Raw genomic sequence first — 26,176 nt, forward strand, 5'->3', positions numbered from 1 at the left:
CAGTCTGCCGTGTGGTGAACCGTTTCGACAGGTGAACTTGCGTGCAGAGAATCACAGTTCAGATGTGAAATCGCCCGGTCCTCACGCCAATGTGATGTGGCTGAAATCGTTCATTTTTTCGGCACGTGGGAATCAAGCGCAAAGCATCCACGCATGGCGTGGATCTACTGACCCTGCATCGCCAATCGATTCACTCATGGCACCTGGTAGATCCACGCCATGCATGGATGCCGTTGGCGGATGGGGTCAGATCTTCAGATAGATCTTCCGCCGGTCCAGCCACCACGCCACGCCCCACCACAGCGCGACGAACGCCAGCGCCTGCAGCATCGACGCCAGCTCAAGCGCCTGCGGCATCGCGGTGGCCAGCTGCTGCCAGAACCAGCCCCAGGCGCCGCTGGCCATCAGCACCACCGACATTATCGATGCACCCAGATACGCGGTGATCGCGTTGACACCGAAGCGCCGGCCCAGCGCCGGCCAACCCTTCTGGTCGATCAACACATGGCCCAGCCACAGCGCCAGCGCGGCCAGGCCGCCGGTCCACAGCACGTAGCTGGGTGTCCACAGCTGCTTGTTCAACGGCAGCACCACGGCCAGCAGCAGGCCCAGCGCGGCAGTCACCGCACCCAGCCCCGCCAGCGCCGCGGCACGCCCGCTGCGCAGCAGTCCTCCGGCCAACAGGCCAAGCACGGTACTGGCCAGCGCACCCAGCGTGCTCAGCAGCCCTTCCGGGTCGTGGCCAAGCCCGGTGTCGGCGTGCCATTGATAGATCCACGGTGCGAACAGCGTGGTATCCAGACGGCTGGCCGGGTTGGTCCATGGCGCCAGGTCACCGATGCCCAGCAGCAGCACCGTGTACCCCACCAGCAACGTGACCAGCACGCCCGCCTGCATGCGCGGCCGCGCATACACCGCCAGTACGCCCACCAGCGCCGCGCATACCGCGATCCGCTGCAGCACGCCCCAGATGCGGAAGTGAGGGGTATGCAGCGCCCACCAGATCAGCAGGTGCAGCAACGCACCGGCCACCAGGATGCGCAGTGCGCGCTCCAGAACGCCGCGCGCCAACGCGGGTCGCGCCGCCGTGTCCAGCGCGCGTGGCGCCACGCTGAAGGCCATCGACACGCCCACCAGGAACAGGAAGAACGGGAACACCAGATCGGTGGGCGTGCAGCCATGCCATTCCGAATGACGCAGCGGCGCGAACACCGCGCTCCAGTCACCCGGGTTGTTGACCAGCAGCATTGCCGCCACGGTGATGCCGCGCAGGGCATCGATCGAGCCCAGGCGGCGCGGCGGCATACTTCCCTTCAAGGGATCGGCCATCAGGCGGCCTCGTATTGTCCGGCAATCCAGGTGCCACGCACCTGCAGGGCATCGTCCAGCAGCACCAGGTCGGCCTGGTAGCCCTCGGCGATGTGGCCCAGACGATCGTCAACGTTGAGGAACTGGGCCGGATAGGTCGAGGCCATGCGCGCGGCTTCGGCCAGTGGCTGGCCGAGCAGCTGCACGGTGTTGCGCACCGCGGTGGCCATGTCCAGCGCCGAGCCCGCCAGCGAACCGGCGGCATTGCGCACCACGCCGTCGATGGCGGTGATGGTTTCGCCGTACAGCACGTAACTGGGATCGTCGGCGCCAACCGGCGGCATCGCATCGGTGACCAACAGCAGGCGACCACGCGGCTTGGCTGCCAGCGCCACGCGCAGGCTGGCCGGATGCACATGCACGCCATCGACGATGATGCCGATCCAGCTGTCGCGGTCCTCCAGCGCAGCACCCACCGCGCCGGGCTCACGGCCCTGCAGCGGCGACATCGCGTTGTACAGGTGGGTGAAGCCACGCACGCCTGCATCCAGACCGGCGCGGATCTCTTCGTAGGTGCCTGCGGTATGCCCAGCGGCAACGACCACGCCGCGCTCGACCAGCGCGCGAATGGTCTCCAGCGGCACGCGTTCCGGTGCCAGCGTCAGCAGTGTCACACCGTTGTCCAGCGATGCGGCCAGCGCGATCTCTGCTTCGTCTGGCACACGGAACTTGCTGGCATCGTGCGTACCCTTGCGGGCCGGCGCGATGTACGGTCCTTCCAGATGGATGCCGATCACGCCTGGCACACCCTGCGCGATCGCCTCGCGCATCGCATCGATGGCTTCACGCATCACGCCCACGTCGTCGCTGATCAGCGTCGGCAGCATCGCGGTGGTACCGAAGCGGCGGTGCGCCTGCGCGATGGTGCGCAGTGCCGCCACGTCTGGCGTGTTGTTGAACAGCGCGCCGCCGCCACCATTGACCTGCACATCGATGAAACCGGGCAGCAGCCAGCCACCGCTCAGATCAACCTGCTCGGCGGCCTGGCCCAGCTGCGGCGCTGCATCGGGCAGCAGCGCGCTGATGCGGCCATGCTCGATCACGACCGCCAGATCGTCGCGGAACTCGTCGCCTGCCAGGATGCGGGCATTGCGCAGGACCGTGGCCATCACACCGTCTCCGTGACCTTGTTCAGGTGCGGCGGCAGATCCGGGTTGAAGCCACGACGCAGCGCCAGCGCGTTGATCGCGCGGTAGAAGCTCTGCACGGTCAGCAGCGGTGCGCACAGCGGATGCGGCGCGGCCGCTACCGGCAGGTTGCCACCGGCACCGGCCATCCACACCTGTGCACCGCGCGCGGTGAATTCCTCGACGACGGCACGGGTGCCGGCGCCGGTTTCATCAGGCTGCGCAAAGGCCAGCACCGGGAAACCGCGGTCGACCAGCGCCATCGGGCCATGCTTCACTTCAGCCGAGCTGTAGGCTTCGGCATGCAGGCTGCAGGTTTCCTTGAACTTCAGCGCGGCTTCCTGCGCCGCGCCCAGGCCCAGGCCACGGCCGAGCACGAACAGGTTGGTCGCCTCGACCAGGCCCTCGGTCACCGGCGTCCAGTCGCACTGCCAGGCCTCGCGCATCGCGTCCGGCAGCAGGTCCAGCGCCGCACGCAGGCTTGCGTCCTGCTTCCAGTAGGCAGCCAGCTGCAGCAGCGCGGCCAGGGACGCCAGGTAGCTCTTGGTCGCCGCCACGCTCTTTTCGGCACCGGCATGCAGCGGAATGACCGTATCGGCCAGCTGCGCCAGCGGCGAATCCTCGACGTTGACCAGTGCGATCACGCGCGCGCCGGCGGCCTTGGCAGCTTCCGCGTTGCGCAGCAGGTCCGGGCTCTTGCCCGACTGCGAGATGACGATGAACAGCGCGCCACGCAGCTGCAGCGGTGCGGCATAGACCGAACCCACCGACGGCGAAGCCGATGCGACCACCAGGCCCAGCTGGGTTTCCAGCAGGTACTTGCCATAGGTGGCGGCATGGTCGGAGCTGCCGCGTGCGCAGGTGACCACGAACGGCGGCGGCGCCGCACGCAGGCTGGCGGCCAGGGTTTCCATGGTGGCGTGGTTGCGCGAGAACTGGCGCGCGACCACGTCGGCCGCTTCAGCGGCTTCGGCGAACATCAGGGTGGACGTGGGGTCTGACAGCGACATGGCAGGCTCAGGCAGGATCGGAAGGAAGGGGGCGTGCGCCGACCGGGCGCATCGGCGCGGTCGAACCGCGCACCACCAGCTGCGGCACGAAGCCCTGGTTGTGCAGCGGTGCCGGCGCATCGTCATAGGCGTCGCTGCGCAGCTGTGCGATCAGCAGGCGCGCGGCGTGGCGGGCGATGTCTTCGGTGGCCTGCTTGGCGGTGGTCAGCGGCGGCCACGACTGGCGCGAGAACGGGCTGTCCTCGAAACCGGCGATGGACAGGTCATACGGCACGTTCATGCCGGCCGACTTGGCGGCGGCCAGCACACCGGCGGCGATTTCGTCGTTGGAACCGAAGATGGCCGTGGGCGGCTCGCGCAGCGCCAGCAGGCGGCGTGCGCCCCGGAAACCGTCGTCGAAGGTGTAGTCACCCTGCACCACCAGGTGCTTGTCCACGGTCATGCCGTAGTCCTTCAGTGCGGCTTCGTAACCGGCATAGCGCTCGCCCGATGAGCGGTGCGAGATGCCGCCCCAGAGGAAGCCGATGCGCTGGTGGCCCAGCTGGATCAGGTGCTCGGTGATCTCGTAGGCGGCCTCGCGGTCGTCGACGAATACGCAGGCACCATCGGCCGGGTCTTCGGTGGCCGCAATGATGCGCACCAGCTTGATGCCGCGCGCGGTCAGTGCCTGGATCAGGTCGCGGCGCTCGGACATCGGTGCGGTCAGCACCAACCCGGCCAGGCGCGAACGCTGCACCCAGTCGGCCAGCTCATCGGCCAGCAGCGGCGAGCTGGAATCGCAGGGATGGATCTGCAGGCCGAAACCGGTCTCGCGGCACGCGGCCAGCACGCCGTTCTGCACGCCGATGATGTGGTACGGGTTCGGGTTGTCGTAGACCAGCCCGATCACGAAGGTGGTGCCGCTGCGCAGGTTGCGCGCGGATGGATCGGGTTCGTAATCGAGTTCAGCGATGGCACGCAGCACCCGCGCACGGGTGGCCTGCATCACCGAAGGCTCGTTGTTGATCACCCGCGAGACCGTCTTCAGCGAGACCTTGGCTTTCTCCGCAACGTCCTTGATAGTCGCTCTGCGCATGGGTTTTCCCTGGGGTTGGCTGCCGTCCATCATCGCCGATCAGGCCTTGTCCTGCGGCAGGCCGGCGCGATGCCCGATCACCGAATAGAACAGGATGTACAGGTAGCACGGCACCATCAGCAGAACGAACACCAGCTGGAAGTCGATGTGCTGCTTGAGCACGGCGAACAGCTGCGGAATGATCGCGCCACCGGCGATGCCCATCACCAGCAGGGCCGAGCCGGTTTCGGTGAAGCGGCCCAGGCCACGGATCGCCAGCGGGAAGATGGCCGGCCACATCATGGCGTTGGCAAAGCCCAGCAGGGCCACGAAGGCTACCGACACATAGCCGTGGGTGGCCCAGGCGCCAAGACAGAACACCACGCCAAGCACCGCCGAAATGGTCAGGTAGCGCGACTGCGAGACAACCTTGGGGATCAGCAGCAGGCCGACCACGTAACCGACCAGCATTGCGCCCAGGGTAAGCGAGGTGAACATCTTGGTCTGGTCCAGCGGCAGGTCGAAGCCGTGGCCGTAGGTACCGATGGCATCGCCGGCCATCACCTCCACGCCCACGTAGACGAACAGGCACAGCACGCCCAGCCACAGATGCGGGAACTGGAAGATGCTGCGACGCTCGGCGGCACCGGCAGCCGCCGGCGTGGCGTTGGCTTCGGACGACTTGATTTCCGGCAGCGGCGAGAACAGCACCGCCACCGCCAGCACCACCAGCAGCGCAGCCATCGCCAGGTACGGGGTGTGGATCTTGGCGGCAAACTCGTTCAGCAGCGCGGCCTTTGTGACCGCATCTGCGGCCTGCACCTGTGCATCGAGGTCACCGATGCCGTGCAGCACCAGCGTGCCGATCAGCACCGGCGCCAGCATGCCGGCGATCTTGTTGCAGATGCCCATCAGCGCGATGCGGCGTGCCGCCGTCTCGATCGGGCCGAGGATGGAGATGTAGGGGTTGATCGCAGTCTGCAGCAGGGCCAGGCCGCTGCCGATCACGAACAGGCCGCCAAGCGCGCCCGGGTACCAGCGCTGGGTGGCGAACTCACCGAACAACGCAGCACCACCGGCCATCACCAGCAGGCTCAGGCTGAGGCCCTTTTTCATGCCGGTGCGGCGCAGGATCCACGACGCCGGCAGGGCCAGGAAGAAGTAGGACAGGTAGAACACCATCAGCACCAGGAAGGCACCGACCTCGCTGAGTTCGAAGGCCAACTTGACGAAGGTGATCAGCGGGCCGTTGAGCCAGGTGAAGAAGCCGATCAGGAAGAACAACACGCCTACGATGGCGATGGAGGTGGCCACGTTCGGGCGCGCGCTTGCAGCGGGGACGGCGGACATCAGGAGGGCTCCTGCGGCGACGGCCGCAGAACGCGGCGTCGGAGAGTGGCTGGGAACAACGTTGTCACATTCTTTCGATGGACAGCCGCGGTTTGTCAACTTCCACGCGCAGCCCTGTGAACCTCGTGCTGCACTGCGCAACCCGATCGCAACGCATCGTGCTGAATGCGCCGAAGGCCTTGGCCCATGTGCGGCAACGGTTCCCACGTGAAACCTGCACTCACGCCATGTAAACGTTTACTGCATGTCGCATTCGTTGCGATGCAGCAACGAAAGTGTCACGAACTCGTTGACATCGTTGTCAGCGGGGTTACAGACTCCGCCCCAATCGCCGCCCCCGATCCCGGGTCCGGCCCCACCTGCAGCAGGAGCCCGCGTGACCGCCAGCCACCCCGCCCCGGCCCATGTCCTGTCCCGAGTCGCGCCGACGTTCCTGGCCGCCGACGTCGGTGGCACCCATGTGCGCGTGGCCCGGGTCCAGGCCAGCGGTGATGCCGCCCATCCGGTGCAGGTGCTGGAGTACCGCAAGTACCGCAACGCCGACCATGCCGGCCTCAGCGCGATCCTGTCCGACTTCCTCGGCGAAGGCCCGCGGCCCACGCATTGCGTGGTCGCCAGTGCCGGCTACGCCCGCGAGGACGGCACGGTGATCACCGCCAACCTGCCGTGGCCGCTGTCGGCGCGCCAGGTGGAAGCCGACGTCGGCCTGCAGCGGGTCTACATCGTCAACGACTTCGAAGCCGTGGCCTACGCCGCTGCGCAGGTTGACGCCAGTGGCGTGCTGCACCTGTGCGGACCGGAAACCGCCGCCCGCGGCCCGACCCTGGTGGTCGGCCCCGGCACCGGCCTCGGCGCCGCGCTGTGGATCCCCACCGCGCACGGCCCGGTGGTGCTCCCGACCGAAGCCGGGCAACCGACCCTGGCCGCCAGCACCGAACTGGAAATGGCCATCGTCCGCCACATGCAGCGCGACCGCGCGCACGTGTCGATCGAACACGCGATCTCCGGCCCGGGCCTGATGAACCTGTATCGCGCGGTGTGCGCACTGCAGGGCCAGGCGCCGACCCTGGCCAGCCCCGACGCGGTTACCGCTGCGGCCATGGCCGACAGCGATGCACATGCGCGCCAGGCGCTGGATGTGTTCTGCGGCCTGCTCGGCAGCACCATCGGCGACATGGCGCTGTACTACGGCGCCCACGGTGGCGTCTACCTGGCCGGCGGCATCCTGCCGCAGATCCGTGAATACCTGCACGCCAGCACTTTCGTCGAACGCTACCTGCAGAAGGGACCGATGGGCGAAGCGCTGGCACGCATCCCGGTGAAGGTCGTCGAGCACGGCCAGCTGGGCGTGGTCGGCGCTGCCAGCTGGTACCTGCAGCAGTCGGCCGCCTGACACCGCAACAGGCTTCAACGCAATCGCAGCACGCAGTACGTGGCACGCCAACGCACGGGACTTCGCCGCCGCCCCGCGCATGTCATCGCAACCGTAATCGAACACCGCCGCCGGCATCCAATCGAGTGATGAGGAGAGACATCATGAACACCCGCAAGACCCTGCTTTCGGCCGCCATCGTCAGCTGCCTCGCCTTCAGCGCGCACGCGCAGCAGGCCACCCAGACCGCCACCGACCTGGATACCGTGCAGGTCACCGGCATCCGTGGTTCGATGGAAAAGTCGCTGGATACCAAGCGCGAAGCCAATGCGCGCGTGGAAGTGGTCACCGCCGAAGACGTGGGCAAGCTGCCCGCGCACAACGTCGCCGACACCCTGCAGCGCCTGCCGGGTGTGAACATCAGCTCGTCCAGCGCCGACGAAGGCGGCTTCGACGAAGCCGACCGTGTCAGCCTGCGCGGCACCAGCCCGAGCCTGACCCAGACCCTGATCAACGGCCATACCGTCGGCTCGGCCGACTGGTTCGTGCTCAGCCAGGGCAACAACGTCGGCCGCAGCGTCAGCTACTCGCTGCTGCCGTCGGAACTGGTGCGCTCGGTGGAAGTGAACAAGTCCTCGCAGGCCAAGCTGCAGGACGGCGGCACCACCGGTACCGTCAACATCCTCACCCGCAAGCCGCTGGAATTCTCCAAGCAGTTCACCGCAGAAGGTTCGGTCGGCATGGTGCGTTCGGACCAGGCCAAGTCGAACGACCCGCAGCTGTCGGCGCTGTTCAACTACAAAAACGATGAAGGCAACTTCGGCGTGATGGTGCAGGCCTTCAGCCAGAAGCGCGAGCTGCGCCGCGAAGCGCAGGAAGTACCGGGCGGCTTCTTCCAGATCGATCCGAATGGCACCGTGGCCAAGTCCAACCCGGACCTGGCCGGCGTGTACGCGCCGGGCCTGCTCGGCTCGACCCTGTTCGAACAGACCCGCGAGCGCAAGGGCGGCCTGGTGTCGCTGCAGTTCAAGCCGATGGACAACCTGACCCTGGGCCTGGAAGGCTTCAGCTCGGAACTGAAGGCGAACAACTACAACCGCAACTTCATGCTGTGGGGCGGCCGCATCCTCAACGACCGCACCGTTGAAGATGCCAATGGCAACAAGATCCTGATTCCGGGCCAGGCCCCCAATCCGGGTTACGTCGTCAAGGATGGCGTACTGGCCAACGCCACCTTCGCCGGCCAGGCCGACCGCGACTACGCGGTGTACGACATGATCTACCGCGAGTCGAAGGCCAAGACCAACTACATCACCTTCGATGCCGACTGGCAAATCAGCGACAACCTGGGCATGAAGTTCCAGGCCGGCAACACCAAGGGCACCGGCGATACGCCGCGCCAGTACATCGCCGAGGTCAACCTGGCCCGCGGTGGCGGTGCCAACTGGTCGACCCACGGCAACGGCTCGCCGATCGACTGGAACGTTGGTGGCAACATCGGTCCGGGCGGCGTGACCGACTTCGGCACCTGGGGCAACCAGCAGGTCACCGCGATCGACAAGGAAAAGTGGGCCACGCTCGATTTCAACCAGTACTTCGCCGATGCCGGCGTACTGAACTCGATCGATTTCGGCGCCCGCTTCGGCGACCACAAGCGCGAGGCCAAGTCGCCGGAAGGCGCAACCCCGGGCGCGATCTGGAATGCGCTGAAGAACGGCGCGACCGCCAACTTCCCCGGTGGCTTCGCCAACGGCATCGGTGGCAGCTTCCCGCGCGACCTGTGGTACTTCACCCCAGGTGCACTGAAGGATGCAGTGACCAACAACTCCACCTGGCTGTCCGGCAATGATGGCCCGACTGGCCGCCACAACTACGGCGCCGAATGGAAGGTGTCGGAGAAGAACTTCGCTGCCTACGTGCAGGGCAATTTCAGCGGCGACCGCTGGAGCGGCAACGTCGGCCTGCGCTACGTCAACATCAAGCAGGACATCGATACCTACGCGGCCGCCACCGGTTCGACTGTGCCGGACGTGAGCAGCCTGTTCGGTGCCTGGACCCGCCAGGCCTTCGAGAACAAGCACAACCGTGTGCTGCCGAGCGCCAACTTCAAGTACGACCTGCGTGACGATCTGGTGCTGCGCGTGGCTGCGTCGCAGACGCAGACTCTGCCGGACTTCTCGGCCCTGGGCGCTTCATCCTACGGTTCGGACCTGAACCGTACCGGCGGCGGCGGCAATCCGAAGCTGAAGCCGGTGGTGTCGACCAACTTCGATGCCAACCTGGAGTGGTACTTCATGCCGCGCGGCATGTTGTCGATCGGTGCGTACTCGATGCGCCTGAAGGACTACGTGGCCTTCAGCACCGAGAAGGAAATGCTGTTCAGCGAGCTGACCAACCGCCTCGAGGAATACAACATCTCCCGCCCGCGCAATGCCGACGGCAAGGTACGCGGTATTGAAGTGGCCTATGAACAGCCGATCGGCGAATACTTCGGCGTCAACGCGAACTACACCTACGCTGATGGCAGCACCGAGCACACCTGGGCCGATGGAACCGACAACCTGCTGGGCACTTCGAAGAACACCTACAACGTGGGTGCCTACTTCGAGAACGACACCTTCGGTGCACGCGTCAGCTACACGCGCCGTTCGTCGTTCCTGATCGGCCTGTCCGGTGCCAACCCGTACTACCAGGATGACTTCGGCACGCTGTCGGCATCGCTGAGCTACAAGGCCACCGACTGGCTGAGCATCAGCTTCGATGCGCTCAACCTCAACAACCCGACCTACAAGTACTACCAGACCGCGGCCATCCCGACCTCGTTCTACAGCAACGGCCGCCAGTACTACCTCAACTTCCGCTTCAAGTACTGATCCAGCGGCGGCAACATCGCCGAGTCGTGCACGCACGCCGGGCCTGGGTCATTCCGGGCCCGGCGTTTTTCATGTATAGCGTTCATCGCACCGTTCCAAGGAGTCGTTCCGATGGTCAAGCCTTCCCGCGCCCGGATGCGCAGCGCAGTGCTGCTGGGCAGCCTGCTCGCCCTGCTGCCGGCACTGCCGGCACTCGCCGCCGATCCCACGCCTGCCGCTGAAGCACCCGGCCCCCTGCTGCGCGCCGACAGCCTGATGCTGATTCCCGCCCCGGCCACCGTGCAGCGCGGCCAGGGCAGCGGCATCACCGTCCGCGCCGACACCGTGCTGCAGGCCGAAGGCGAAGCCGCGCAGCGCGTCGCCAGCCAGTTCGCCGATCTGCTGGCCCGCAGCGGTGGTCCGCGCCTTGCACCAGCCAGGGGCAAGGCGGCAGGCACGTCGGGCAGCATCCGCTTCCAGATCGTGCCCACCTTCCGCGACAGCGGCGAAAGCTACACGCTGGAGAGCACCGCGCAGGGCGTGCTGATCCAGGCCGGCAACGAAACCGGCCTGTTCTACGGCGCGACCACCCTCGCCCAGCTCGCCACCGGCGGCAGCAATGGCGTGCTGCCGGCGGTGCAGATCCAGGACGCGCCGCGCTTCAGCTGGCGCGGTTTCATGCTCGATTCCGCACGTCACTTCCAGAGCCTGGACGAGATCAAGCGCGTACTCGACGCGATGGCCGCGCACAAGCTCAACACCTTCCACTGGCACCTCACCGACGACCAGGGCTGGCGCATGGAGATCAAGCGCTACCCGAAGCTGACCGATGTGGGCAGCTGCCGCCTGCCGGCCGGTGATGGCGGCGTCGACCCGGCCAGCGGCCAGGAGCATCCGTACTGCGGTTTCTACACGCAGGACCAGATTCGCGAGGTGATCGCCTATGCGGCGAAGCTGCATATCCAGGTGATCCCGGAAATCGATGTCCCGGGCCACGCGACTGCCGCGATTGCTGCGTATCCGGAGCTGGGCACCATCGATACGCCGTTGAAGCCGATCAGCGAATGGGGCGTGTTCCCCAACCTGTTCAACACTGAAGACAGCACCGTCACCTTCCTCGAGAACGTGCTGGAGGAAGTGATCGAACTGTTCCCGGCCAAGTACGTGCACGTGGGTGGCGACGAGGCAGTGAAGGACCAGTGGGAAGCCTCCAGGCAGGTGCAGCAGCGCATGCGTGCACTGGGCATCAAGGATGAGATGGCCATGCAGAGCCACATCATCAAGCGCCTGGAGACGTTCCTGGAGGAGCACGACCGGCGCCTGATCGGCTGGGATGAGATCCTCGAAGGTGGTCTGCCGCCGCAGGCCACGGTGATGTCGTGGCAGGGCACCGAAGGTGGCCTCGCTGCGGCCAGTGCCGGCCATGACGTGATCATGTCGCCGGTGGGTTACCTGTACCTGGACTACCTGCAGACTGCCTCGCAGAACGAGCCGCCTGGTCGCCCGACCCAGGTCAACCTCGGCAAGCTGTACAACTTCGAGCCGGTGCCGGCCGAACTGGCCGCCGACAAGCGCGGGCACATTCTCGGCCTGCAGGCCAACATGTTCACCGAGCACACGCGCAACTACGCACGCCTGCAGCACAACCTGTTCCCGCGCCTGGCCGCCGTGGCCGAGACCGGCTGGAGCACGCCGGAACACCGCGATTTCCGCGATTTCCTCGCACGACTGCCGGCACAGCTGCAGCGCTACCGTGCCTGGGGCCTGGCCTATGCGCAGACCCCGTTCGAAGTAGGCGTGGACTATACCGATGATCGCGCGAAGAACACGGTGACCGTGTCTCTGGCCAATCCGCTGGGCTATGAGGTGCGCTACCGCACCGACGGACAGCCGGTGACCGCGCAGTCGCCGCTGTACCAGCAGCCGCTGACGGCGCAGCTGCCCGCCGCCGTGCAGGCCGCCGCGTTCTACCAGGGCCAGATGCTGGCCGCGAAGCCGACGGTTGCGGACTTCACTGCGCAATCGCTGCTCAGCCGCCGCAGTGATGAACTGCTCAGCTGCGTGGGCAAGAAGGGGCTGGTGCTGCGCCTGGAAGACGATGGCCCCCGCGAAGGCAACCGTGCGGTGTTCAACGTGGACATCTTCCAGCCGTGCTGGCGCTGGCCGCAGGCGCAGCTGGACGGCATCGGCAGCGTGGAAGTGCGTGCGGGACGTATTCCGTACTACTTCCAGCTGGCCCACGACGAACCCAAGCGCCGCTTCGAAAAGGCCAAGCGCGCGCACGGCGAGATGCAGGTGCGTCGCGGCGACTGCAGCGGCAAGGTGCTGGCTGAGGTACCGCTGCCGGCCAAGCCCGGTGCCGATGGCTTCGTGACACTGCGTGCAGCGCTGCCGAAGGGTACCCAGGGCACCGGTGACCTGTGCATCAACTTCACCGGCGACACGCGCCCGGCGATGTGGGTGCTGGATGAGGTCACGCTGGGGAAATGACGGCAGGTCTGTCCTGGTGGGTGCCGACCTTGGTCGGCACCCCGGGCAGTTCATCCACGCATGGCCACGCATGGCGTGGATCTACGGATTCCATCCGCGCATGGCGTGGATCTACAGGTGGGTGCCAACCTTGGTTGGCACGCCTTTACCCGCGCCAGCGCAGCAGCAGGTCGCGCATCGGGGTCAGTGCGGTGGCCATGCCGGCCAGCACGCCAATGGTGTTGGCCAGCGCATCCATCGGGTCGGCCATGCGGTTGCTGGTCAGCGCGCCCTGCGCGAACTCGATGCCGATGCCCATCAGTACCAGGCCTACGCCCACCCACAGCAGCGGGCGGCCGCGACGGAACAGCTGCACCGCGCTGCCGGCGAGGATGAAATAGGCGAGGAAGTGCTCGCCCTTGTCGCTGTTTTCCGGCAGCGGAATCGGCGGCGGCGGGATCAGGCAGACCACGATCACCAGCAGCACCGCCAGCGCCCACAGCACGGCCCACAGGCGCGGCCGCTGCAGCGGCTTGATCACCGGCAACGCGTGGCTCACAGGCGCCAGCTCAGGTCACCCAGCTCGAACGCCGGCTCGAAATCGACGTCGCGCTGCAGGCCGATGGCCTGGAAGCGCTCGCCCATCTCGGTCGGCAGGGTCAGCTTCTTCACCTGGTCACGCAGCTGGATGCGCCCCACTTCATCGGTGCGTTCCTCGGCCAGCAGCAGCACCTGGTCCAGGCCGTTGCCAAGCAGGAAACTGGCCTGGCTGCAGTAACCGGCCAGCTCGAAACCGGCGTGCATGCCGGCCTCGGCCATCGCGGTGAAATCCACCGACGCCGTGATGTCCTGCAGGCCCGGCCAGCGGTAGATCTCGTTGTGCACGTGCTGGCGATAGAACGCGCGCACGGTGCCGTCATCGCGATCTTCCATGTAGAACTCGCCACGGTTGTAGCCGTAGTCGACGAACAGCATCGCGCCACGCTGCAGGCCACCGGCCACCGCCTGCAGCCAGTACGGCAGCTGCGGCAGCACTTCGGAGCGGTAGCCCTCGGCAAAAGGCTTTTCCAGGTAGCGTTCAAGATGGCGCACCGCACCGTTGAGCAGGACGTCGGCCGGCTGCGCACCGCGGATGAAGTTGCCATCGCCATCGAGCTCGACGGTTTCCTCGTAGACCTCGCCGTCCCTGATCAGGAAGCGTGGAGTCGGCAGCGCGTCGATCACCTCGTTGGCGAACACCACGCCCTCCCAATCCTCTTCAAACGGGCGGTCGACCCAGTCCACCCGCGCGGCCAGCTCGGCCGGCAGGTTCTGCTGCAGGCGCTGCTGCTGGCGCTCGCGCAGGTCCGCACTGGGTTCGAGGATGGCGTAGCGCGCCGGCAGTGCGTCCAGCTCGGCCAGGCGCAGCAGCACCGCTTCGGCGAAGGCGCCGGTGCCGCCGCCCAGCTCCAGCATGCGCGCCTGAGCGCCCAACTGGGCGAACACCGGGGCCAGCGCATTGGCCACGCTGCCGGCGAACAGGCTGCCGAGCTCGGGCGCGGTGGTGAAATCGCCGCTGCCGCCGAACTTGCTGGCGCCGGCGCTGTAATAGCCCCAGCCGGGGGCATACAGGCAGAGCTCCATGAAGCGCGAGAACGGCATCGCCCCGCCCTGCGCAAGGATCTCGGCGCGCAGGGCGGCCGCCAGCTGGTCGCTATGGGCCAGGGCATCGGCTTCGGGCAGGGGGAAGGTGGGCTGCATGGCGTCTTCGAATGCGGTGACAATGGTGCACAGGATAGCCGAGCCTTGGAGGACCCTCGATGAGCGATACCCACCCCGTGGTCCTGATCACCGGCAGCGCGCGCCGGATCGGTGCGGCCATCGCCCGCCAGTTCCATGCCTGTGGCTGGTCGGTGGTGCTGCACGCCAACACCTCCAGCGCGGAGCTGCAGCAGGCCGCGTTCGATTTCGACAACGTGCGCCCGGGCAGCGTGCTGGCCCTGCAGGCCGACCTGCGCGACGCCGACGCCCTGGCCGACCTGGTGGAGCAGGCCGTCACCCACTTCGGGCGACTGGATGCACTGGTCAACAACGCCTCCAACTTCTTCCCCACCCCACTCGGCCAGGTCACCGCCGAGGCGATGGACGAGCTGTATGCGGTCAATGCGCGCGCGCCGCTGCTGCTGTCACAGGCGGCGGCGCCCTACCTGCGCCGCCAGCAGGGCTGCATCGTCAACCTGACCGACCTGCACGGCACCGACCCGATGCGCGACCACATCGCCTACACCATGGCCAAGGCCGCGCTGGAGATGGCCACCCGCTCGCTGGCGCTGGAGCTGGCGCCGAAAGTGCGGGTCAATGCAGTAGCGCCGGGGGCGATCCTGTGGCCGGAACAGGGCAAGGACGATTTCGCCCGCGAGGCGCTGTTGGCACGCACGCCGCTGGCACGGATCGGCACGGTCGAGGAGATCGCCGAGGCGGTCTACTGGCTGGTGGCCGAAGCCAGCTTCGTCACCGGCCACACCCTGCGCGTGGATGGTGGGCGAACGGTCAGTTGAAATGTTGCCGGCCAGCAGCCGGCAACCACCCTCATTCCAGGTCCACGACCTCGAACGCCTCGCCAAACTGTCTGTGCGCACGCCACAGCGTTGCCAGGTCCTGCCCGCTGACCGGGTCGATGAAGCCCGGCGCGATGTCGGCCAGCGGCTTCAGCACGAAGGCGTGCTTCAGCTCCGGGCGCGGAATGCGCAGGTGGCCGGGACCTTCCACCACCAGATCCCCGTAGAACACTACGTCGATGTCCAGGGTCCGATCGGAGAAGCGCGGCCCGCTGCGGTCGCGCCCGTGCGCGTCTTCCAGCGCATGCAGCCACTCGTCCAGTTCCTGCAGCGGCAGGTCGGTTTCGATCGCCACCGCATTGTTGAGGAAGGCCGGGCCATCGAAGCCGACCGCGGCGGTACGGTAGGCGGGCGACACCTGCAGCGCGCCGAAGCGCTCGCGCAGGGCCGCCACCGCGGCGTGGAGGTAGCGACGGGGCTGGACGTTGCTGCCCAGGCTCAGGAGCACGGTGGTCATGCGGTTCAGGTGACGGCACTTGGGGGGGCGTGGACATGCCGTCGTCACGGCGACCTGCCTACAATCCGGGACGCACATGATAGGGCACCGACATGACCTATTGCGTTGGAATCGAGGTGGACGAGGGCCTGGTCTTCGCCGCCGACACCCGGACCAATGCCTCGCTGGACGATGTGCGCGTGCACCGCAAGCTGCACGTGTTCGAGTACCCCGGCCAGGCAGCCTACGTACTGATGGCGGCTGGCAACCTGGCCACCACCCAGCTGCTGGTGTCGCGCCTGGGGCGCGATGCCGACGAGCGACGCACGCCCAACCTGCGTGACATGACCCACCTGTTCGAGGCCGCGGCCTACGTCGGCCAGTTGCTGGTCGACAGCCAGGTCAGGACCGAGCACAGCGAGCACGGCCATGACGGGGTCAACACCCAGGCCACGCTTATCTTCGGCGGCCAGGTTGCCGGTGAACGCCCAGGGTTGTACATGGTCTACCCGTTGGGCAACGCCATCGCCGCCTCGCCGGAGACACCCTACCTGCAGATCGGTGAGTCCAAGTACGGCAAGCCGATCCTCGACCGCATCCTCAGCCCGGCCACACACCTGGAGGATGCCGCGCGTACGGCGATCGTCTCGCTGGACTCCACCATCCGTTCCAACCTGTCGGTGGGCCTGCCGATCGATCTGGCGCTGCTGCGCGACGGCGAGCTGCGCATCGGCCAGCAGCTGCGGCTGGGCGCGGATTCGGCGTTGTATGCCGATATTCACCAGAACTGGTCGCGGCGGCTGGAACAGGCGGTGGACGCGCTGCCACGCTTCCCGTGGGAAACCCTGGACCGGTAGTGCCGGCCGCTGGCCGGCAACCGCAGTGATCCTACCGCACGGGAATGCCGGCCAGCGGCCGGCACTACCGCGGCATCAGCCCAGCGCTTCGGCCACCGCGCGGAAGACCTGCTGCATCGGCAGCGGCCAATACCAGCCACGCATCTCCAGGGAAACCGGGGACTGGTAGTGCCGGCCGCTGGCCGGCAACCGCAGTGATCCCATCGCACGGCGATGCCGGCCAGCGGCCGGCACTACCGCGGCATCAGCCCAGCGCTTCGGCCACCGCGCGGAACACCTGCTGCATCGGCAGCGGCCAATACCAGCCACGCATCTCTAGGGAAACCGGGGACCGGTAGTGCCGGCCGCTGGCCGGCAACCGCAGTGATCCCATCGCACGGCGATGCCGGCCAGCGGCCGGCACTACCGCGGCATCAGCCCAGCGCTTCGGCCACCGCGCGGAACACCTGCTGCATCGGCAGCGGCCAATACCAGCCACGCATCTCCAGGGAAACCGGGGACCGGTAGTGCCGGCCGCTGGCCGGCAACCGCAGTGATCCCACTGCACGGGAATGCCGGCCAGCGGCCGGCACTACCGGGGCATCAGCCCAGCGCTTCAGCCACCGCGCGGAACACCTGCTGCATCGGCAGCGGCCAATACCAGCCACGCATCTTCAGGGAAACCGGGGACCGGTAGTGCCGGGCATCAGCCCAGCGCTTCGGCCACCGCGCGGAAGACCTGCTGCATCGGCAGCGGCCAATACCAGCCACGCATCTCCAGAGAAACCGGGGACCGGTAGTGCCGGCCGCTGGCCGGCAACCGCAGTGATCCCACTGCACGGGAATGCCGGCCAGCGGCCGGCACTACCGCGGCATCAGCCCAGCGCTTCGGCCACCGCGCGGAACACCTGCTGCATCTGCAGCGGCTTACGCAGCACGTGCACTTCCACGCCAGCGGGGAATGCATCGGCCGATACATCCACCGTTGCGTCTTCCAGCACCAGCGCCGGGCCGCGATAGCCCAGTACAGCCATCTCGCCCAGCAGCTGGCTGGCCGGCAGCAGCTTGGAACCGGCATCGGCGATCACCAGTGCCGGCAACGCCTCCTGCTGCATCCAGCGCAGCGCCGCCGGACCATCGGATGCCAGCTGCAGCTGATAGCCCTGGCTGGACAGCGCATTACCGAGCAGCGACAGGCGCGTGGCTTCGCCGTCAACCACCAGGATCGACTGGCCACTGCCCAGCGCCACCAGCTGCTCGATCGGCTCGCTGCCATCGATGGCCTCATGCATCGGCAGGCGCAGCTCGAAGCAGGTGCCCTGCCCCGGCTGGCTGTTGACGTGGATGCTGCCACCGGCGCCTTCAACGATGCGCTTGCAGGAAATCAGCCCCAGGCCGGTGCCATCCGCCTTGGTGGTGAAGAACGGATTGAACAGGTGCGACAGCGTGTCCGCATCCATGCCGATGCCTTCATCGGCCACGCAGATCTGCATCCAGTCCACGCCATCGCGCTCGCCGGCATGGCTGGCAGTCAGGCTCAGGCGCCCGCCGTTGGGCATCGCCTGGATCGCGTTGAGCGCCAGGTTCAGCATCACCTGCTGCAGTTCGGTGTAGTTGGCGTCGACCACCAGGCCTTCGTCCTGCACCTGCAACTCCAGGCGCACCGCATCGGGCACGTTGCTGCGCAACAGCAGCGCCACCGCATCGAACAGGCCATCGATCTCGATGCGCTCGCTCGGCTTGCGCGAGCCGCGCACGAACGACAGCATCGATTCGGCCATCTCGTGGCCACGGCGGCCGCACTCGGCGATGACATCGGCCAGGTGGTGCAGCTGCGGATCCTCGGTGCGCGCCTTCAGCAGGTCCGGCATGATCAGCAGCGGCTGCAGGATGTTGCGCAGGTCGTGGCTGAGGCCGGCGGCAAGCAGCGACAGGCTTTCCAGGCGCTGCGCGCGCATCAGTTCGGTTTCCACCCGCGCGCGCTCTATGGCGCTGCGTGCATCGCGGATCGCACGCGCCACCGCCGACGGCAGGCGCGCCGGCAGGTGCTTGATGATGTAATCGTTGGCGCCCTTCTGCAGCGCCGCCACCGCATTCTCCTCACCCATGGTGCCGGAGACGAAGATGAAGGGCACTTCCGGTGAGGTCTCGCGCACGATGCGCAGCGCGTCATCACCGGAGAACCCCGGCATGCTCAGGTCGGACAGCACGATGTCCGGCTGGAACGCGACCAGTGCCTGGCGCAGCTCGGCCTCGCTTTCGACGCGCTCGAAACGGGCCTCCAGGCCCGCGTCGAGCATCTGTTCGGACATCAGCTCGGCATCTTCCGGTGAGTCCTCCACCAGCAGGATGCGCAGCGCCCCCAGGGCGGGACCGGTCAGGGGCATGGGCTCACTCGAGTTCCGGTGCCTGGTTGATCAACGCCCAGAACTTGCCCAGGGTCTGCACCGCGCCGAAGAACTGGTCCACGTCCACCGGCTTGACCACATAGGCGTTCACGCCCATGTCCCAGCTGCGGGCCAGGTCGCTTTCCTCGCGCGAGGACGACAGGATCACCACCGGCAGGCGCTTGAGCTCTTCGTGCTCGCGGATCTGCCGCAGCACTTCCAGGCCATCCATGCGCGGCATCTTGATGTCCAGCAGCAGCACCGCCGGCAGGCCTTCCTCGCGGTTGGCGAAGGCACCACGGCGCAACAGGTAGTCCATCACTTCCACGCCATCCTCGACGTGCACGATGGGGTTGGCCAGACGCGCCTCTTCCAGGGCGTCGATCGCCATTTCGGCATCAGCCGGGCTGTCTTCGGCGAGAAGAATGGTGCGCAGAGTGGTCATGCAGAAGGCCCTTGTTTGTCCGCATCGATCGCGGGAGGCAGGTAGAAGTGGAAGGTGGCGCCGACGTCCGGTTCGGCCTCGGCCCAGATACGGCCGCCATGACGGGTGAGCACGCGGCGCACGCTGGCCAGGCCAATGCCGGTACCCGGGTAGTCGCTGGCCTTGTGCAGGCGCTGGAAGACACCAAACAGCTTGCCGGCGTAGGCCATGTCAAAGCCTGCACCATTGTCGCTGACCGTGAACTGATGACCGCCGTCAGGCTGCGGCTGGTAGTCCACGCGGATCTTCGCTGGTTCGCGGTTGCCCGAGTACTTCACCGCGTTGCCGAGCAGGTTCAGCCAGACCTGGCGGATCATGTTCTCATCGCCCACCACGATCGGCAGCGGCGCGATGCTCCACTCCACGTGGTGCGCATGGCCGCTGTTCTCGGCTTCGGCCTGCAGGTTGGAATCGAGCATGGCGCGGGTATCGGCCACCAGCGACTGCATGTCCACCGCCTGCTGGCGCATTGCCGCACGGCCCAGCCGCGAGTAGACCAGCAGGTCGTCGATCAGTGCCGCCATGCGCCGCGCCGAACTGGAGATCACCTCCAGGTAATGGCGGCTCTTGTCATCGGCGGCGTCGCCCAGATGGCGCGACAGCTTGTCGGAGAAACCGGCCACGTGGCGCAGTGGTGCACGCAGGTCGTGCGACACCGAGTAGCTGAAGGCTTCCAGTTCCCTGTTGACCTCGGACACCTGCGCAACCTTGCCTTCCAGCTGGCGGTTCAGTTCCTCCACCCGCAGCTGCACGGCACGCTGCACGGTGACGTCGCTGACCGTGAGCAACACCACTTCGTCGTCGGTGTCCGGCAGCGGCATGCGCCGCGCGTTGAGCAGCATGTAGCGCACCATGCCATCGGCGGCGCGCTGTTCATGCTCGAAGTCCCACAGTTCGCGGCCGCGCAACAGCACATCGGACAGTCGCTGGCGCATCACGGGGTCTTTCCATGCACCGTCGCCGACAGTGTCCAGCAACAGGCCATCGGCGCGTTCATCCTGCAGCCCGTACAGCTCGGCGAAGGCAGGGTTGTGCAGCTGCACACGCAGGTCGCGGTCGAGCAGCACGATCGGCTCACGCACGGTCTGCAGCACCGAGGCTGCACGCGCGGCCGAACGCAGCGACTGTCGTTCGGCATGCAGGCGGCGACCGATCTGCCGCTGCAGCAGCCACAGCACCAGGCCAAGCAGCGCCAGCTGGATCACCAGCGAACTCCACGACACCAGCTCGGTCTGCTTGCGCTGGCGTGCGGCCTGCTCGGCGCGCTGTGTCAGCAGCTTCTGCTCGCTCGCCTGCAGTTCCTCCACCAGGCCACGGATCGGGTAACGCGTGCTCAGGTCCTGCACCAGCTCGCGCTGATCACTGTTGGGTTCGGACTTTGCCAGTTCGCGGGCAAGCGCCATGCGCCCTTCCAGCATCGACTCGATACGGCCGATGCGGATCAGCTGCTCAGGATTGTCGCGGGTCATCCGGCCCAGTTCAGCCAGGCGACCGGGAAGGTCATTGGCTTTGGCCATGCGCTCGCGCAGGCCAGGCGCATCCACACCCTTGGACAGGGTCAGCGCAGCCGATTCGACATCGCGTACATCAGCCTGCAGCTGCTGCAGGGCCACACCCACGGCCTGGGTATGATTGACCCAGGCCATCGCATCTTCGCTGTCCTGCTGCAGTTGGCGCAGGGTCAACCACGGCACCACGATGATCGCGGCGGCGGCCAGCGCCAAGGCCGGCAACCGCCAACGGTCCCAGATGTCATCACTGAAAACCAGCGCCATAGTTCCTCGTCAGCACAGCCGCGGAGCGTAGGCCGATACCGGCCCGGCTGCGGCGGAACGGGCAATATAGCGCAGGCGGTCACAACTCTGGAGTTTCCAGCTTGGTTGGCTGAACGGGTTGCGGAAACCCACGGTAGAGCCGAGACGTGCTCGGCTGCAACCCAAAGGGCAGTCGAGCAAGCTCGACTCTACCCAGGCAGCGGGCGCCCCATGCGGGGCGCCCTCCGGGGTCAGCGCTTGGCAGCAGCGCTGACCTTCAATGCAGCGGCATCGACGCGGGTCACGCCCTTGATGCCCTTGGCGGTGGTGACCGCCTTGTCCTTCTCGGCCTGGGTGGCCACGGCACCACTCAGGCTGACCACGCCGTTCACGGTTTCCACCTTGATTTCAGTGCCCGGAACGTTGCTGCTGGCCAGCAGATCGGCCTTCACCTTGGTGGTGATCCAGGTATCGGTCACCGGCTCGTTGGAGTCATGGCGATCAGCATGGGTTGCCGGATGGGTGCTGGTCGGCGGGCTCTTCGCGGCCGGGTCCTTGGCGAAGGCAGCCGAGGAGGACAGCGCCAGGCCCAGGGTCAGGGCGGAAGCAATCAGCGTGCGGGTGGTATTGCTCATCGTGTCGTACTCCTTCGGGATGTGCTGCCAGTCTGGACAAGCCTCCGTAGAGCAGGCGTGGCGTTGCGGTCATGCCGCTGTGAATCGAGGCGATTCCAACGGCAACGGTTCAGTTTTGGCCTGTACGCAGGTGTCGTTTACCCTGCCCTTCCCCATTGCCGGAGCCGCCTCATGCGCCCCGACCTGCAACTGGCCCTGATCGGCTACGGCCTCGCCGGCCGCGTCTTCCATGCGCCGCTGATCCAGCACACGCCCGGGCTGGTGCTGCACAGCATCGTCAGTTCGCAGCGCGACACGTTGCTGCGCGCGTTCAGCGACGTGCACGTGCGCGCCACGCCGCAGGAGGTGTTCGACGACCCGGCGGTGGACGCAGTGGTGATCGCCACACCGAACGGACAACACGCACCGCTGGCGATCGCGGCATTGGCCGCGGGCAAGCACGTGCTGGTCGACAAACCGTTCGCGCTGGATGTCGCTGAAGCCGAAGCGGTGCTGGCTGCGGCACGTGATGCCGGACGCATCGCGACCGTGTTCCAGAACCGGCGCTTCGATGCCGACTTCCTCACCCTGCAGGCGCTGCTGGCCGAAGGCACGCTCGGTGACGTGGCCGAGTGCCATGCACACTTTGATCGTTACCGCCCGCAGGTGCGCGACCGCTGGCGCGAGCAGGACGGGCCGGGTAGTGGCCTGTGGTACGACCTCGGCCCGCACCTGCTCGACCAGATGCTGGTGCTGTTCGGCTGGCCCGAGGCGATCGATGCCGATCTGGCCGTGCAGCGCGAAGGCGGCAGCGGCATCGATTACTTCCACGCGGTACTGCACTACCCGCGGCATCGCGCGATCGTGCATGCCGGTTCGCTGGTGGCGGCCCCCACGCCGCACTTCAGTGTGCATGGCAGCCGTGGCAGCTGGATCAAGCATGGGCTGGACGTGCAGGAGGCACAGCTGCGGCGCGGTGTTGCGCCAGGAGCGCCAGGCTGGGGCATCGACCCACGGCACGGCGAGCTGGTGCGCTGCGATGCTGAGGACAATGTGCAGCGCAGTACCGTGGACAACCTGCCGGGCGACTACCGGCGGCTGTATTCGCAGTTCGCGGCGGCGATGCACGGCGATGGCGAGCCGACGGTCAGCCAGGTGCAGGCACTGCAGCTGATGCGGTTGCTGCAGGCCGGCATGGACAGCGCGCGCGAAGGGCGGCGAATCGCGTTGGGGTGATCGGCAGGGCTGCGCCCTGCACCTGCCGAATCAACGGCAACGCCAACGTCAAAAGCGGGCATTCCGTGGATGGCGGGGTGGGTCCGACGGTAGGTGTCGACCTTGGTCGACACATCGACGTGGAAACCATCGGAGACGGCTTTTGTAGAGTCGAGCCATGCTCGACTGGCTTCATGGGGTCGGAGCCCTTCGGCAACGCCGAAGGGCTCCGACCCCACCGCGGTGCTTACGATTTCTTGATGGCGTGGCCGCCGAATTCATTGCGCATCGCCGACAGCAGGCGATCGGTGAACGAATTCGATTCGCGCGAGCGCAGGCGTTCCAGCAGCGACAGGGTGATCACCGGTGCCGGCACATCGAGTGCGATCGCTTCGGCCACGGTCCAGCGGCCTTCGCCGGAATCCTCCACGTACGGGGCGATGCCATCCAGCGACGGATTGCGCTTGAGGGCTTCAGTGCTCAGGTCCAGCAGCCACGAACGCACCACGCTGCCGTGGCGCCAGACTTCGGCGACCTGGGCCAGGTCCAGTTCCATTTCCTGCTTGCGCTCCATCAGCGCGAAGCCTTCGGCGTAGGCCTGCATCATTCCGTACTCGATGCCGTTGTGGACCATCTTGGTGAAGTGGCCAGCGCCGGACGGGCCGACACGACCCCAGCCACGATCTTCGGCCGGTGCCAGCGTGCGCAGCAGCGGTGCGATCTGCTCCACCACCGACGCTTCGCCACCGACCATCAGGCTGTAGCCCTCCTGCAGGCCCCACACGCCACCACTGGTGCCGCAGTCGACGTAGCCCAGATCGTCTTCGGCCAGTGCCTTGGCGCGACGGATCGAGTCCTGGTAGTTGGAGTTGCCGCCATCGATGACGATGTCACCCTCGGCCAGGTGCGGGGTCAGCTGGCCCAGGGTCTGGTCGACGGTTTCGCCGGCCGGCACCATCAGCCACACCACGCGCGGCACCGGCAGCGCGGCAACCGCGGCGGCCAGCGAATCAACCACTTCCAGGCCGGCCTCGGCAGCGCGCTGGCGGGCACCCTCGCCCGGGTCGTAGCCGACCACGCGGTGGCCGCCGCGATGCAGGCGCTGGGCCATGTTGGCGCCCATGCGGCCAAGGCCGATCATTGCAATGTCCATTGTTTCACCTTCAGTTGGGGTCTAGGGTCAGGCTGCCTGGCCTGCCGGTAGCCGCGCACTGGCGCAGCTGCGCCTCGCGCCAACGCCGGTAGAGCGTGGTATGCAGATTGTGCACCGCCAGGTCGATCGAAAACGGCGTCCGCGGGTTGCGATCGAGCAGGCGGGCGATGTGGTAGCCGATGGGACGTATACCGCGTGGATGCACATAGATCACGAACTGCTGGTAGAACGGATCGTCCAGCAGCTGGTCCATGCGTGCCAGCGTGTCGTGGTAGCGCGGTTCCAGCCGTGCACGAAGGTTGGGATCGCGCTCGAACAGCAGGCGCTCGAAGTAGCGCTGGCCGATGCGCGGGATACCCTGCGCGAGTTTCCAGAGTTCGACATTGCGCTGGTCGTACCAGGCCAGCCCACCGTGCATCGCCAGTGCCTGCGCAGCATCTGCGCCCACGTCGGCTACCACGAAGTTCTCGGCCTGGTTGCTCAGGTCGTCCAGCGTGCCTTTGTCGTACACATGTTCGATGAAACCGGGCACGCCAACGAAGGCCTGCCGCCCCATCGCCGAGGTGCGCACCGCCTTGCCATCGGCGAAGAAATCGCCGGCATGTGCGCCGAGCAGGATGCTGTCGGTATCGTGCAGGGCGAGGAAGGTGCCGATCGACAGTTCATCCGCTGCGAACTCAGTATCGAACGCGGCATCACCATAAAGCTCTCGTTGCGTAGCCAGCTGCGCGACCTGGCGGCCGACCCCGCATTCGGCACGCACGGCACCGCTGTAGAACGCCTCCAGTGCATGACTGTTACCCGCGCTCGGCACGAAGCCACGACCGAAACTGCGTGTGCGCTGCCAGCCTTGCGCGCGTGGGCCCTGCAGGCCGAAGCCGATCCAGCCCAGCTGCGGGCCGGAGAAGCGGAAGGTGGGGTTGTCCTGCAGTGCCGAAGCCGCACGTTGCGTGGCCGCGCCCAGTTCGAAGGCATAGGCGCAGACCGTGGCTGGATCGTCCAGCAACTGTTGCAGCAACGCCTGGCGTGCTGCAGCGGACATTCCGGCCGGCCACCCCACGCGCAGATCGCCTGCCGCCTGTGCTTCAGCCAGCGAGGCACGTGTACACACCGGGCCGCCGTGCACCTGTGGTGCACCGGCCGTGACCTCGTCAAAGCGCCATCCCAGCCGCTGCAGCAGGCCCTGCGTGCAGTCCGGCGTTGCGGACGCAATGCCCAGCGCGGGCATCAGCAGGAGTGCCACGCCCATCAACGTGCCGCGCACGATCACCCTTGATCCGTGCTGCGGGCCGGTGCGGGCTCGGACGATGCAGGCTCGGGCGGCGCGAGCGCAGGCGGTGCGGGTTTGCCAGCATCCGCCGGCAGGTACTGTTGCAGGCGCTGGAAGAAGCGCTGATAGAACCCGGCATCGGTGACGGTGCTGCTGGCCACTTTCACCAGCGAATCGTCATTGCTGCCGAACGGCAGCGACACCGAGCCCAATGCACCCACGCCCACGCTGGCCGACGTCGGGCTCTTCTTCAACGCATAGCGGTCCTGCACCGCGCTGACGAACACCAGCGTCTGGCTGCCACGCGGCGCGCAGGAGATGCGCAGCACCAGCTGCTCGTGGTCGTCCTCGCGTGGCTGGAAGTTCTTGTTGCCTTCCACCTGCGCTTCGTCGGAGCGGGCGATGGCGTAGCCTTGGCTGAGCAGGGTGCGCCGCGCGGCCTCGCAGGCGTCACCGGGGCGGCCATCGACGGTACGCGAGAAGGTGTCGCCGGAATCAAAGGATTCGCGCAGCAACGTACTGTCGGCGGCGCGGCCACCACAGGCCGACAGGATCAGGGCGCTGGCGAGCGCCACGGCAGCACTGGAAAGACGGGAGGCCCGCATGGGTACTCCTGCGAGGACGGTACCGCCAAGGGTAGCCCTGCGGCCGTGTGCGGCAGGTTGAAACCGGCGTGACCGAGCCACCCCGTTGCTGCCGGTTCATGCACAGAAAAGGGGACGGAGGGGATTAAGTCGTTTGTGGCACTTCGCTCGCCGGGCATGGCCCGGCGCTACCGTGAGCGAGGTCCCCAGACAGAAAGGGGCCGGCAATGCCGGCCCCTCGGGT

Annotated in this window: 24 protein-coding genes; 6 read left to right on the plus strand and 18 right to left on the minus strand. The window is 66.9% G+C overall.

Going from position 1 to position 26,176, the window contains the following annotated elements:
* Positions 1 to 246: 246 nt before the first annotated feature.
* Genes ACZK4Z_RS19310 through ACZK4Z_RS19330 form a run of 5 tightly spaced genes read right to left on the minus strand, consistent with a single transcriptional unit; the run spans position 247 to position 5,909 of the window.
* Complete coding sequence (locus ACZK4Z_RS19310) at positions 247 to 1,305, minus strand: acyltransferase family protein (RefSeq protein WP_125895633.1); 1,059 nt, start codon at positions 1,303 to 1,305, stop codon at positions 247 to 249.
* Positions 1,306 to 1,328: 23 nt separating this feature from the next.
* Positions 1,329 to 2,477, minus strand: a complete 1,149-nt coding sequence (gene nagA, locus ACZK4Z_RS19315; protein WP_032128952.1) for an N-acetylglucosamine-6-phosphate deacetylase — start codon at positions 2,475 to 2,477, stop codon at positions 1,329 to 1,331.
* On the minus strand, positions 2,477 to 3,505 hold the full coding sequence (locus ACZK4Z_RS19320; protein WP_049400482.1) for an SIS domain-containing protein: 1,029 nt from the start codon (positions 3,503 to 3,505) through the stop codon (positions 2,477 to 2,479). Before ACZK4Z_RS19320 ends, nagA begins: the two co-directional genes overlap by 1 nt.
* A 7-nt stretch (positions 3,506 to 3,512) precedes the next feature.
* On the minus strand, positions 3,513 to 4,580 hold the full coding sequence (locus ACZK4Z_RS19325) for a LacI family DNA-binding transcriptional regulator (RefSeq protein WP_032128950.1): 1,068 nt from the start codon (positions 4,578 to 4,580) through the stop codon (positions 3,513 to 3,515).
* A 39-nt stretch (positions 4,581 to 4,619) separates the two neighbouring features.
* The gene (locus tag ACZK4Z_RS19330; protein WP_106469126.1) at positions 4,620 to 5,909 is read right to left on the minus strand and encodes a sugar MFS transporter; all 1,290 of its coding nucleotides are present in this window, start codon (positions 5,907 to 5,909) and stop codon (positions 4,620 to 4,622) included.
* A gap of 376 nt (positions 5,910 to 6,285) precedes the next feature.
* Here ACZK4Z_RS19330 and ACZK4Z_RS19335 point away from each other — a divergent pair, with 376 nt between their 5' ends.
* The 3 genes from ACZK4Z_RS19335 (at position 6,286) to ACZK4Z_RS19345 (ending at position 12,623) form a co-directional block, all read left to right on the plus strand.
* Complete coding sequence (locus tag ACZK4Z_RS19335; protein ID WP_125895634.1) at positions 6,286 to 7,302, plus strand: glucokinase family protein; 1,017 nt, start codon at positions 6,286 to 6,288, stop codon at positions 7,300 to 7,302.
* A gap of 143 nt (positions 7,303 to 7,445) precedes the next feature.
* On the plus strand, positions 7,446 to 10,154 hold the full coding sequence (locus ACZK4Z_RS19340; RefSeq protein WP_125895635.1) for a TonB-dependent receptor: 2,709 nt from the start codon (positions 7,446 to 7,448) through the stop codon (positions 10,152 to 10,154).
* 111 nt (positions 10,155 to 10,265) lie between these two features.
* Positions 10,266 to 12,623 carry a beta-N-acetylhexosaminidase gene (locus tag ACZK4Z_RS19345; protein WP_125895636.1) on the plus strand — a complete coding sequence of 786 codons (2,358 nt, stop codon included), beginning with the start codon at positions 10,266 to 10,268 and terminating at the stop codon, positions 12,621 to 12,623.
* Positions 12,624 to 12,768: 145 nt separating this feature from the next.
* Here ACZK4Z_RS19345 and ACZK4Z_RS19350 read toward each other — a convergent pair whose 3' ends face one another.
* Together ACZK4Z_RS19350 and ACZK4Z_RS19355 are read right to left on the minus strand one after the other, a co-directional pair.
* A complete protein-coding gene (locus ACZK4Z_RS19350) occupies positions 12,769 to 13,161 on the minus strand; it encodes a VanZ family protein (RefSeq protein WP_125895637.1) in 393 nt (130 codons plus the stop codon).
* The gene (locus ACZK4Z_RS19355; protein ID WP_012512116.1) at positions 13,158 to 14,342 is read right to left on the minus strand and encodes a class I SAM-dependent methyltransferase; all 1,185 of its coding nucleotides are present in this window, start codon (positions 14,340 to 14,342) and stop codon (positions 13,158 to 13,160) included. Before ACZK4Z_RS19355 ends, ACZK4Z_RS19350 begins: the two co-directional genes overlap by 4 nt.
* Before the next feature lie 59 nt (positions 14,343 to 14,401).
* Between ACZK4Z_RS19355 and ACZK4Z_RS19360 the strand changes: the two genes are divergently transcribed.
* Positions 14,402 to 15,139, plus strand: a complete 738-nt coding sequence (locus ACZK4Z_RS19360) for a pteridine reductase (RefSeq protein WP_024957037.1) — start codon at positions 14,402 to 14,404, stop codon at positions 15,137 to 15,139.
* A 31-nt stretch (positions 15,140 to 15,170) separates the two neighbouring features.
* On the opposite strand, the gene folK is transcribed toward ACZK4Z_RS19360, so the two are convergent.
* Complete coding sequence (folK, locus tag ACZK4Z_RS19365; protein WP_125895639.1) at positions 15,171 to 15,656, minus strand: 2-amino-4-hydroxy-6-hydroxymethyldihydropteridine diphosphokinase; 486 nt, start codon at positions 15,654 to 15,656, stop codon at positions 15,171 to 15,173.
* 92 nt (positions 15,657 to 15,748) lie between these two features.
* Here folK and ACZK4Z_RS19370 point away from each other — a divergent pair, with 92 nt between their 5' ends.
* The gene (locus tag ACZK4Z_RS19370) at positions 15,749 to 16,492 is read left to right on the plus strand and encodes a proteasome-type protease (protein WP_125895640.1); all 744 of its coding nucleotides are present in this window, start codon (positions 15,749 to 15,751) and stop codon (positions 16,490 to 16,492) included.
* Positions 16,493 to 16,567: 75 nt separating this feature from the next.
* Here the strand turns inward: ACZK4Z_RS19370 and ACZK4Z_RS19375 are convergent, their stop codons facing one another.
* From ACZK4Z_RS19375 to ACZK4Z_RS19405, 7 genes are all read right to left on the minus strand, one after another.
* Positions 16,568 to 16,696, minus strand: coding sequence for a hypothetical protein (locus ACZK4Z_RS19375; RefSeq protein WP_262975181.1), 129 nt, complete (start codon positions 16,694 to 16,696; stop codon positions 16,568 to 16,570).
* A 40-nt stretch (positions 16,697 to 16,736) separates the two neighbouring features.
* Entirely contained in the window at positions 16,737 to 16,865 is a 129-nt protein-coding gene (locus tag ACZK4Z_RS19380; RefSeq protein WP_262975182.1) for a hypothetical protein, read from the minus strand.
* A gap of 40 nt (positions 16,866 to 16,905) precedes the next feature.
* Positions 16,906 to 17,034, minus strand: a complete 129-nt coding sequence (locus ACZK4Z_RS19385; protein WP_262975182.1) for a hypothetical protein — start codon at positions 17,032 to 17,034, stop codon at positions 16,906 to 16,908.
* 312 nt (positions 17,035 to 17,346) lie between these two features.
* The gene (locus ACZK4Z_RS19390; RefSeq protein ID WP_125893459.1) at positions 17,347 to 18,858 is read right to left on the minus strand and encodes a hybrid sensor histidine kinase/response regulator; all 1,512 of its coding nucleotides are present in this window, start codon (positions 18,856 to 18,858) and stop codon (positions 17,347 to 17,349) included.
* Between the two features lie 4 nt (positions 18,859 to 18,862).
* Positions 18,863 to 19,303, minus strand: a complete 441-nt coding sequence (locus ACZK4Z_RS19395) for a response regulator (RefSeq protein ID WP_005411057.1) — start codon at positions 19,301 to 19,303, stop codon at positions 18,863 to 18,865.
* Positions 19,300 to 21,117 (minus strand): sensor histidine kinase, encoded by a 1,818-nt coding sequence (locus tag ACZK4Z_RS19400; protein WP_032130516.1) that lies wholly within the window; start codon positions 21,115 to 21,117, stop codon positions 19,300 to 19,302. The genes ACZK4Z_RS19395 and ACZK4Z_RS19400 overlap by 4 nt, the downstream gene beginning before the upstream one ends.
* Positions 21,118 to 21,347: 230 nt before the next feature.
* The gene (locus ACZK4Z_RS19405; RefSeq protein ID WP_006470382.1) at positions 21,348 to 21,731 is read right to left on the minus strand and encodes a BON domain-containing protein; all 384 of its coding nucleotides are present in this window, start codon (positions 21,729 to 21,731) and stop codon (positions 21,348 to 21,350) included.
* 171 nt (positions 21,732 to 21,902) lie between these two features.
* Here ACZK4Z_RS19405 and ACZK4Z_RS19410 point away from each other — a divergent pair, with 171 nt between their 5' ends.
* Positions 21,903 to 22,946: an oxidoreductase gene (locus ACZK4Z_RS19410; protein WP_125893455.1), complete on the plus strand. Its 1,044-nt coding sequence runs from the start codon at positions 21,903 to 21,905 to the stop codon at positions 22,944 to 22,946.
* A gap of 226 nt (positions 22,947 to 23,172) precedes the next feature.
* Here ACZK4Z_RS19410 and gnd read toward each other — a convergent pair whose 3' ends face one another.
* Genes gnd through ACZK4Z_RS19425 form a run of 3 tightly spaced genes read right to left on the minus strand, consistent with a single transcriptional unit; the run spans position 23,173 to position 25,953 of the window.
* Complete coding sequence (gene gnd, locus ACZK4Z_RS19415) at positions 23,173 to 24,078, minus strand: phosphogluconate dehydrogenase (NAD(+)-dependent, decarboxylating) (protein ID WP_014648435.1); 906 nt, start codon at positions 24,076 to 24,078, stop codon at positions 23,173 to 23,175.
* A gap of 10 nt (positions 24,079 to 24,088) precedes the next feature.
* On the minus strand, positions 24,089 to 25,327 hold the full coding sequence (locus ACZK4Z_RS19420; protein WP_125893463.1) for a hypothetical protein: 1,239 nt from the start codon (positions 25,325 to 25,327) through the stop codon (positions 24,089 to 24,091).
* A gap of 17 nt (positions 25,328 to 25,344) precedes the next feature.
* The gene (locus ACZK4Z_RS19425) at positions 25,345 to 25,953 is read right to left on the minus strand and encodes a DUF2242 domain-containing protein (protein WP_032130308.1); all 609 of its coding nucleotides are present in this window, start codon (positions 25,951 to 25,953) and stop codon (positions 25,345 to 25,347) included.
* Positions 25,954 to 26,176 lie beyond the last annotated feature (223 nt).

The organism is Stenotrophomonas sp. 71799_Sma (assembly GCF_056482505.1).

What these genes read in the sequence shown, in the direction of transcription:
- nagA (WP_032128952.1), bottom strand. Translation starts at nt 2,477, where the DNA reads ATGGCCACGGTCCTGCGCAATGCCCGCATCCTGGCAGGCGACGAGTTC.
- ACZK4Z_RS19425 (WP_032130308.1), bottom strand. Translation starts at nt 25,953, where the DNA reads ATGCGGGCCTCCCGTCTTTCCAGTGCTGCCGTGGCGCTCGCCAGCGCC.
- ACZK4Z_RS19355 (WP_012512116.1), bottom strand. Translation starts at nt 14,342, where the DNA reads ATGCAGCCCACCTTCCCCCTGCCCGAAGCCGATGCCCTGGCCCATAGC.
- ACZK4Z_RS19310 (WP_125895633.1), bottom strand. Translation starts at nt 1,305, where the DNA reads ATGCCGCCGCGCCGCCTGGGCTCGATCGATGCCCTGCGCGGCATCACC.
- ACZK4Z_RS19390 (WP_125893459.1), bottom strand. Translation starts at nt 18,858, where the DNA reads ATGCCCCTGACCGGTCCCGCCCTGGGGGCGCTGCGCATCCTGCTGGTG.
- ACZK4Z_RS19330 (WP_106469126.1), bottom strand. Translation starts at nt 5,909, where the DNA reads ATGTCCGCCGTCCCCGCTGCAAGCGCGCGCCCGAACGTGGCCACCTCC.
- gnd (WP_014648435.1), bottom strand. Translation starts at nt 24,078, where the DNA reads ATGGACATTGCAATGATCGGCCTTGGCCGCATGGGCGCCAACATGGCC.
- ACZK4Z_RS19320 (WP_049400482.1), bottom strand. Translation starts at nt 3,505, where the DNA reads ATGTCGCTGTCAGACCCCACGTCCACCCTGATGTTCGCCGAAGCCGCT.
- ACZK4Z_RS19410 (WP_125893455.1), top strand. Translation starts at nt 21,903, where the DNA reads ATGCGCCCCGACCTGCAACTGGCCCTGATCGGCTACGGCCTCGCCGGC.
- folK (WP_125895639.1), bottom strand. Translation starts at nt 15,656, where the DNA reads ATGACCACCGTGCTCCTGAGCCTGGGCAGCAACGTCCAGCCCCGTCGC.
- ACZK4Z_RS19375 (WP_262975181.1), bottom strand. Translation starts at nt 16,696, where the DNA reads ATGGGATCACTGCGGTTGCCGGCCAGCGGCCGGCACTACCAGTCCCCG.
- ACZK4Z_RS19345 (WP_125895636.1), top strand. Translation starts at nt 10,266, where the DNA reads ATGGTCAAGCCTTCCCGCGCCCGGATGCGCAGCGCAGTGCTGCTGGGC.
- ACZK4Z_RS19360 (WP_024957037.1), top strand. Translation starts at nt 14,402, where the DNA reads ATGAGCGATACCCACCCCGTGGTCCTGATCACCGGCAGCGCGCGCCGG.
- ACZK4Z_RS19400 (WP_032130516.1), bottom strand. Translation starts at nt 21,117, where the DNA reads ATGGCGCTGGTTTTCAGTGATGACATCTGGGACCGTTGGCGGTTGCCG.
- ACZK4Z_RS19420 (WP_125893463.1), bottom strand. Translation starts at nt 25,327, where the DNA reads ATGGGCGTGGCACTCCTGCTGATGCCCGCGCTGGGCATTGCGTCCGCA.
- ACZK4Z_RS19370 (WP_125895640.1), top strand. Translation starts at nt 15,749, where the DNA reads ATGACCTATTGCGTTGGAATCGAGGTGGACGAGGGCCTGGTCTTCGCC.
- ACZK4Z_RS19325 (WP_032128950.1), bottom strand. Translation starts at nt 4,580, where the DNA reads ATGCGCAGAGCGACTATCAAGGACGTTGCGGAGAAAGCCAAGGTCTCG.
- ACZK4Z_RS19395 (WP_005411057.1), bottom strand. Translation starts at nt 19,303, where the DNA reads ATGACCACTCTGCGCACCATTCTTCTCGCCGAAGACAGCCCGGCTGAT.
- ACZK4Z_RS19340 (WP_125895635.1), top strand. Translation starts at nt 7,446, where the DNA reads ATGAACACCCGCAAGACCCTGCTTTCGGCCGCCATCGTCAGCTGCCTC.
- ACZK4Z_RS19380 (WP_262975182.1), bottom strand. Translation starts at nt 16,865, where the DNA reads ATGGGATCACTGCGGTTGCCGGCCAGCGGCCGGCACTACCGGTCCCCG.
- ACZK4Z_RS19405 (WP_006470382.1), bottom strand. Translation starts at nt 21,731, where the DNA reads ATGAGCAATACCACCCGCACGCTGATTGCTTCCGCCCTGACCCTGGGC.